Source organism: Bradyrhizobium sp. 31Argb, from assembly GCF_043638955.1.
Taxonomy (GTDB): Bacteria; Pseudomonadota; Alphaproteobacteria; order Rhizobiales; family Xanthobacteraceae; genus Bradyrhizobium.
In genome coordinates this window covers 1-6,583 of the sequence record NZ_JBEGDB010000362.1, presented here as the reverse complement: position 1 = coordinate 6,583, position 6,583 = coordinate 1, and the positions used below count along the sequence as shown (strand labels likewise).

Here is a 6,583-nt window from a genome sequence, read left to right as displayed (position 1 = left end):
TCATCATGCGCTCCGTCTATCAAACGGAGCAGCCCCTTCCAACTAAGCACGTGGTCCCACAATCGGGGTCCATTTCATATCAGCCCATTCGGTGTGCTGACCAAACCGCAACAGAACCTTGCGTTTGGATAGGTATGTGTACCGAAAACTCTATCCGAGTTGATGACGTGACGGAATCGCCTAAGCTGGCGGAATGATCGGGCTGCTCTGTTTCGTTCTGGCCGTCCTCGCCTCGCCGTTCAAGTCGAAGTTGCGGCTCGAAGCGGAGAACGCGGTGCTTCGGCATCAGTTGAATGTCTTGAGGCGCAAGCTGCATGGTCGCGCCCGGCTCACGAACCAGGATCGCTGGTTCTTGGTCCGGCTGTATCGCTGGTTTCCATCAATCCTGAAGGTTCTTATCATCATCCAGCCCGAGACGCTCGTGCGTTGGCACAAAGCCGGCTTTCGCGGCTACTGGCGTTGGAAGTCACGCCCATTGGGAGGGCGACCGCCCATCGACACAGAGCTGCGCGGATTGATCCGGCGGATGAGCATCGACAATCCGCTGTGGGGTGCGCCACGCATCCACGGCGAACTGCTCAAGCTCGGGTTCGAGGTCGCGCAGTCCAGCGTCGCCAAGTGCATGGTGAAGCGACGCGGGCCACCCAGCCAGGGATGGCGGATCTTCTTGCGTAATCACGCGCCGGACATTGCCGCCATGGATTTGTTCGTTGTTCCCACCATCGGTTTCGACCTGCTCTATGCATTTGTCATTGTCCGACTAGATCGCAGAGACCTGGTCTGGATCAACGTCACAGCAAATCCGACGGCGGAATGGGTTGCACGTCAAATAACAGAGGCATTTCCTTGGGATGAGGCTCCGCACTACCTCATCCGCGATCGCGACCGGATCTATGGCAGCCTTGTCACGCGCCGATTGCGCGCCATGGGCATCCGGGACAAGCCCACCGCACCAGCCTCGCCTTGGCAGAATGGCTTTGCCGAACGGCTGATCGGATCGATCCGGCGTGAGTGTTTGGACCACGTCATTGCTTTGGGCGAGGCGCATCTGCGTCGGGTTTCTGCAATCCTACGCCGACTATTACAATAACGTCAGAACGCATCGATCCTTGAACAAGGATGCGCCAATTTCTCGCCCGGTTCAGCGAACCGGTGCGATCAGTTCACGCCCCATCCTGGGCGGACTTCATCACCACTACGCCCGAGCTTAAGTTTTCGGTACACACAGGCAGCTACAGCACCTGCGTAACTCATCGTTTCCCCTAACAGCGGCAAGACGAGGTCACCGGGCAGTTCGTTCTATCGTACTCCTGCTTCAGCACGGCCACAAATACTCCTTAAGAATGGCCGACGTGGAGGACATCCGTCGCACGAGGTTGAACACTCAGGTGCTGCACCGCATCCAAGGTGCGCGACGTGTGCCCCTGGAGTGACCGAGGCAGGAACGCCGGAGTCTGTGATCTCCTCTCTCCGATCTGCGGCTGGTTCAGGGGCTTCGGCATGCCCGACTTGAGGGAGGCCAAAATCTTGCTCGACGCTGTGGCGCCACAAGGACACTTGTGGTCGCGAGGCCCCGGTAAGATATCTGGCCCGATTAGCACTTGAGGCAGGACGTGAGCCATTTCTCACGCGTCCGGCAGTCGAAAAGTGCTAGTCTTGGAAGACTGCGCACGGCCCGGTTCTTACGGGACACATGCGACGGCAGAAATTCGTCAGGCTGACCGTTTGGCCGCTCGCGGCATGCAGTCGGAGAAACAACGATGCAATTGCGGGCCTTTGGGCGTACGGGGATGCAGCTTTCGGTGCTGGGCTTCGGCTGCGGCGCAGTGGGCGGACTTATGGTACGCGGCGATCCTGCCGAGCAGGAGCGTACCATCGCGCGGGCGATCGATGCTGGCGTGAACTACTTCGACACCGCGGTGCTGTACGGCAATGGCGAATCAGAAAGGAACCTTGGCCGAGTCTTGCAAAAGCTGAAACCTGCCAACGTGGCCGTCGGCACCAAAGTCCGGTTGCTGCCCAGCGAGTTCGGTCGCATCGCCGACGCCGTAGCGATGTCGCTCGAAGGCAGTCTGGCGCGACTACGTCGTGACCGGGTCGACATCTTTCACCTGCACAATCCGATTACCGAGACAGGAGGCGGATTGGCGCTGAGCGTCCGACAGGTGCTCGGCGACGTAGTACCAGCGTTCGAGCGCCTGCGTCAGCAGGGGAAAACTCGTTTCCTCGGGATTACGGCAGTAGGCGACACCGCGGCACTGCATCAAGTGATCGACTCGCGCGCCTTCGACAGCGCTCAGGTCGTCTACAACGTGCTCAATCCATCTGCCGCCGAGGAATTGCCGACGAACTATCCGGCACAAGATTACGGACGATTATTCGACCGCACCAAGGCGGCCGGCGTTGGAATAGTGGGCATCCGCGTGCTTGCCGGCGGCGCATTGTCGGGCTCAGCCGAGCGTCACCCGATCGCAGGTCCGGCGCCCGAGCCGATTGGTTCGGCTATGAGCTACGATGCCGACGTCGATCGCGCACGCCGTCTAGCCCCGCTGGTAAAGGAAGGGTTCGCCACCAGCCTGACCGAAGCCGCCACGCGGTTTGCGCTGTCTCACCAGGCGATGGGCACTATCTTGGTCGGCATAGCGACGCGGCAACAGTTCGAGGATGCACTCGCCGCGGTCCAAAAAGGCCCATTAGCGCGAACTGCACTCGACCGGCTGTCAGCACTGCGGCAGGCATTCTCCGGCGAACCACGATGATCGCCCAGGTTGCGCACGATTGCAGCTAGAAATTGGCTGCCTACCGCGTCCAAATTAAAAAACAATGACTTCCGAGTTTGGCACGCTTGAGACATGCCGACGAACTCTGACAATGTCAGCTTATCGGGGAAGAAGCTTGCCCGCGCCGCCGGCGCCGTTCATTTAGGTGGCGCGAACGTAGCCGTAGCGCAGGTTCGAGGGTTGCTTCGCGGCTTGTATGTACTCGTTCTTGAGCGCCGCGAGGCGGTCCTCGGAAAAGGCCGGCATCCTGGTGTTCTCAGCCGCCTTCAACTTGATCTTGTAGAACCTGGTTGCGTTGCCCGCGAAGATCAGCCGCTTGGTGGCACTGTTGGCGTCGCCAAGCGCGCCAAAGCCGTACTTCTTCTGTATATCCTCCGGGATTTCGAGCCGGCGGAGCGCCTCGATCTGCCACTGCGGTGAGCCGTACCAGACCGAGTCGGTGCCCCACATGACGTGGTCAACGCCCATCCCCTTGATCAGTGTGCCGACAAGCGCGGCGCAGAATTTCGGATGCGCCACCGCCGAGTTGGCAAAGGACGTGCCGAGCTCGGCATAGACATTGGTGACGCCGAACTTCTGCGGGATCTCCGTGAGATCGGAGGCCCACTGGATGCGGCCGGTCTGCTCGAACTCCGCCCACGCCTTGTCAGGCAATTCGAGGAATGGCCGCAGCGCCGAGTGATAGATCACGAAGTTCATCTGCGGCCAATCCTTGGCGGCCTTTCCGATGTCCCACGCCGTCGCGTATTCCCACACGCCGGCGAACGACTTCTCATAATCGGGCGGCAGCAGCCCCTTGTGGATGCACAGCGTGTTGATGCCGGACTTCACGGCTTTCTCGTAGAACGGATACATCACCTGCTCGTCGTCGAGCCGCCATGGAAACTTCGAGGGCGCCAGCGGATCTCCAATCGTGTAGGACTTCCAGGAATCCGGCTTGTAGACCTCGATCGCCTTGTCCACCTCGTCCATCCAGCCGGGTTGCTTGGGGGTGATGACGCTGTGCGCCAAGAGGCGCCGCGATCCGGCGAAGTCGTTGATCAGCTCCCGCGCCTTGACGATCTGCTCGTTGGACAGGAGCCACCAGCTCGGGTCATCGAACGGCGCGCCGCTCAGGAGCGCCATGTTGGTGTCGCTGTCGTAGTAGACCTCTTTCACGTAGTTCTGGAACTTGTAGCGGGCGAGCGAGGAAACGCCTTCCTCCTTCATCTTCGGGTTCCAGTGCTCGCTCGCGAACTTGCCGAGGTCCAACAGCTCCGCGTGATTGAAATCGTCGCGCACGAAATGGGTCTGGACATCGAAGATGAACTGGTCAGCGAGGCTTTGCGCGCGCGCCAGCATGAGCTCGGGCTCGCGAGCCTCGGCGGGCGCTACCTGGAAAACATTGCCGTAGATGTCGTTCGTGGCGAGGAACGCTGCCGCCATGCCGCAGCTCGTGTGCAGGAACTGCCTACGGCTCAAGCCGAGGTGCTTGCCGTTCACGTCGGCGAGCTCGTTGATCCGCGCCTCGACCTTCCTCTGCGTGGAGCTCTGCAGAGGCGGGAGATACTCGCCGTTGGAAACAATCTGTGTCGGTATAGGCGTTGCAGCCGATGCCGCCTCCGCGCCCGCGACGAGACGCTGTTCTCGCTCACTAAGCCAGGTGCTCATTATTCTCCTCCCGTTTGTCGGCCAGTGCTGGGCGGTGCGCGCTTGAGGTGCGCGTTGGCCACTCCCAATCAGTTAGGTGGACCGACTAGGCGACCTCTCCTGTTCGGCCGCGCGTGGATCCATCACACGCCCTACGCCCGGGCTTGCTCTCTTCATCGCTGCGAGAGCGCGGGTATACTCGAAAAAACTACTGGCGGTAGCGGCGTATCATCGCGGATTCAATGCTCGAACTTTTATTGGCGCAAGCGATGTAATGCGACAGTCACGCTGTCCCAACGCGGCATCATTCTTTCATCCGATCATTTTCAGAGCCGAAGTGTGAAAGGCTCGTTGTTCAAATGGACTGCGTCTACTCACGGCAGCGGGCATTCCATTGACGGGACAGCTCGGCAGGAGTTTGCTGACAGCGCGAACCCGTAGCATCAGCTTTATTTGCGAGGGTCATCATGTCGGAGCTCGAGCACGCGAACCAACACGTTCACCATCACCATCACGCCTGCGCCAACCTCTTCGGCTGCGGCGACGAGAAGGGTACGGGTGTCATCCGCGAGGATATCAAGGACGCGGCATTTGACAGTCGCGCCTCCGATCGCCTCCTCCATATGGACCATGTCGATCAGTGCACCTTTGATGGCTATTTGTCAGCCCGTGGCCGCTGGCGCAGGAAGTTCCTGCAAGCGAGCAGCTTTATGGGTGTGCTGGCTGCAGTCGAGCCGCGGTTCACCAGCCTTGCGCGGGCGCAGGAGGCCGGCGCCGGGCCTATGCGCCGTTCCCAGTCTGACGGTCGCGTGCACGTGGTTCCGTCGACCAGGGAGACGGTTCGGCTCGGGGTATTCGACGCTACCCTGCCGCCCATTCTTACCATCGAGTCGGGCGACACCATCAGCTTTCCCGATACGTGGTCGCACTTCCTGAATGAAATGCAGCCAGGAGTGCCGGTTGATACCCTGGCGCAGCTGCGCGTGAGCAATCCTGGCCGGGGGCCCCATTCGATCATCGGACCGATCGCTGTAAACAGCGCCGAGCCGGGCGACGTGCTGGAAATCCGGTACCAGTCGATTCGTCCCTACGAATGGGGCGCGGTGTTCAAAAATCCGGGATCGCTCGGCACGGGCCTGCTGCCGCAGGACTATGCGCAGGGGCAGATCAAGTACGTCGATCTCGACGTTGGCGCCATGACGGGCAAGTTTATGCCCAACATCAGCATTCCGTTGAAGCCGTTCCAGGGCACCTTGGGCGTTGCGCCGCCCGACGGCTATTTCCCGCCCTTGAGCCCCGGCGTGACCAGTTCGGTGCCTCCGGGCCCGCACGCCGGCAATCTCGATCTCAGCGAGCTGTCCGAAGGCTCGACGCTCTACATCCCGGTGTGGAAGCCAGGCGCCCTCATCTATACGGGCGATAGCCACGCGGTGCAGGGGGATGGCGAGATTTCGCCCACCGCGCTGGAGACGCGGCTGAAAGAGCTGCGCATCCAGATCATCCTCCACAAGCAGAAGAACCTGGCCTGGCCGGTGGCGGAGACAGACACACATTGGATCATCATCGGGCTCGACAAGGACCTGAACGCGGCGATGACGCTTGCTGCGCGCAATGCGATCAGGTTTCTGGCGACGCGGGCAAAGATCGGTGAGCTGGACGCCTACGCCCTGTGCAGCATCGCCGCGAGCTTCCGCGTGACGCAGGTGGTGGACATCGTGCGCGGCGTTCACGCCCTGATCCCGAAGGCCATCTTCACTCCCGATCTCAGGCGCGAGATGACGGTGGTATGAGTGACTCACTCTGGTAACGTTACGGTCGGCCTGAAATTGCAGTCAGTCTTGAGGCAAGGCGTGCGCTAATCTCGATCCCAGGACTCTTGCGCAACGTATCGCGACGCATATTTGAGTTAGGGAGTGCGCCAAGCGGTGTAGGGTTACGACGAGGAGTTCACGAAAGCCTGTCGTAGTGAGTTATCGTTCAGTGCGCTGGACCTAGAATTGACCATCTCGCCGTTGCCGAAGAGGATCGCAGAATAGTCGGTGTCGTCCAGGTCAAAGCCAGCGCTGATGACGCTGAATTGTTCAAGCTCTTTGTCGAGCTGTTCGCCGTCGAGACCTTTGAGACAAATTGAAGGATTTTGCGGAGGGAGGATTTCTGGTTCATCGTAGCCACCA

The 6,583-nt window shown here is 60.3% G+C and carries 5 protein-coding genes; 3 read left to right on the top strand and 2 right to left on the bottom strand.

All coding sequences use genetic code 11. The features are described from left to right. Positions 1-193 precede the first annotated feature (193 nt). Both AAFX91_RS37455 and AAFX91_RS37450 read left to right on the top strand, forming a co-directional pair. Positions 194-1,090, top strand: a complete 897-nt coding sequence (locus tag AAFX91_RS37455) for an integrase core domain-containing protein (RefSeq protein WP_394569852.1) — start codon at positions 194-196, stop codon at positions 1,088-1,090. Between the two features lie 670 nt (positions 1,091-1,760). Continuing rightward, positions 1,761-2,759, top strand: coding sequence for an aldo/keto reductase (locus tag AAFX91_RS37450; protein ID WP_130582726.1), 999 nt, complete (start codon positions 1,761-1,763; stop codon positions 2,757-2,759). 162 nt (positions 2,760-2,921) lie between these two features. Here AAFX91_RS37450 and AAFX91_RS37445 read toward each other — a convergent pair whose 3' ends face one another. Further along, positions 2,922-4,430 (bottom strand): amidohydrolase family protein, encoded by a 1,509-nt coding sequence (locus AAFX91_RS37445; protein WP_130582725.1) that lies wholly within the window; start codon positions 4,428-4,430, stop codon positions 2,922-2,924. A 446-nt stretch (positions 4,431-4,876) separates the two neighbouring features. Here AAFX91_RS37445 and AAFX91_RS37440 point away from each other — a divergent pair, with 446 nt between their 5' ends. Continuing rightward, entirely contained in the window at positions 4,877-6,199 is a 1,323-nt protein-coding gene (locus tag AAFX91_RS37440) for an acetamidase/formamidase family protein (RefSeq protein WP_394569851.1), read from the top strand. A 143-nt stretch (positions 6,200-6,342) separates the two neighbouring features. Here AAFX91_RS37440 and AAFX91_RS37435 read toward each other — a convergent pair. Next, positions 6,343-6,583: hypothetical protein (locus tag AAFX91_RS37435; RefSeq protein ID WP_394569850.1), on the bottom strand; the 241-nt coding region annotated here is incomplete at its 5' end.

What these genes read in the sequence shown, in the direction of transcription:
- AAFX91_RS37455 (WP_394569852.1), top strand. Translation starts at nt 194, where the DNA reads ATGATCGGGCTGCTCTGTTTCGTTCTGGCCGTCCTCGCCTCGCCGTTC.
- AAFX91_RS37450 (WP_130582726.1), top strand. Translation starts at nt 1,761, where the DNA reads ATGCAATTGCGGGCCTTTGGGCGTACGGGGATGCAGCTTTCGGTGCTG.
- AAFX91_RS37445 (WP_130582725.1), bottom strand. Translation starts at nt 4,430, where the DNA reads ATGAGCACCTGGCTTAGTGAGCGAGAACAGCGTCTCGTCGCGGGCGCG.
- AAFX91_RS37440 (WP_394569851.1), top strand. Translation starts at nt 4,877, where the DNA reads ATGTCGGAGCTCGAGCACGCGAACCAACACGTTCACCATCACCATCAC.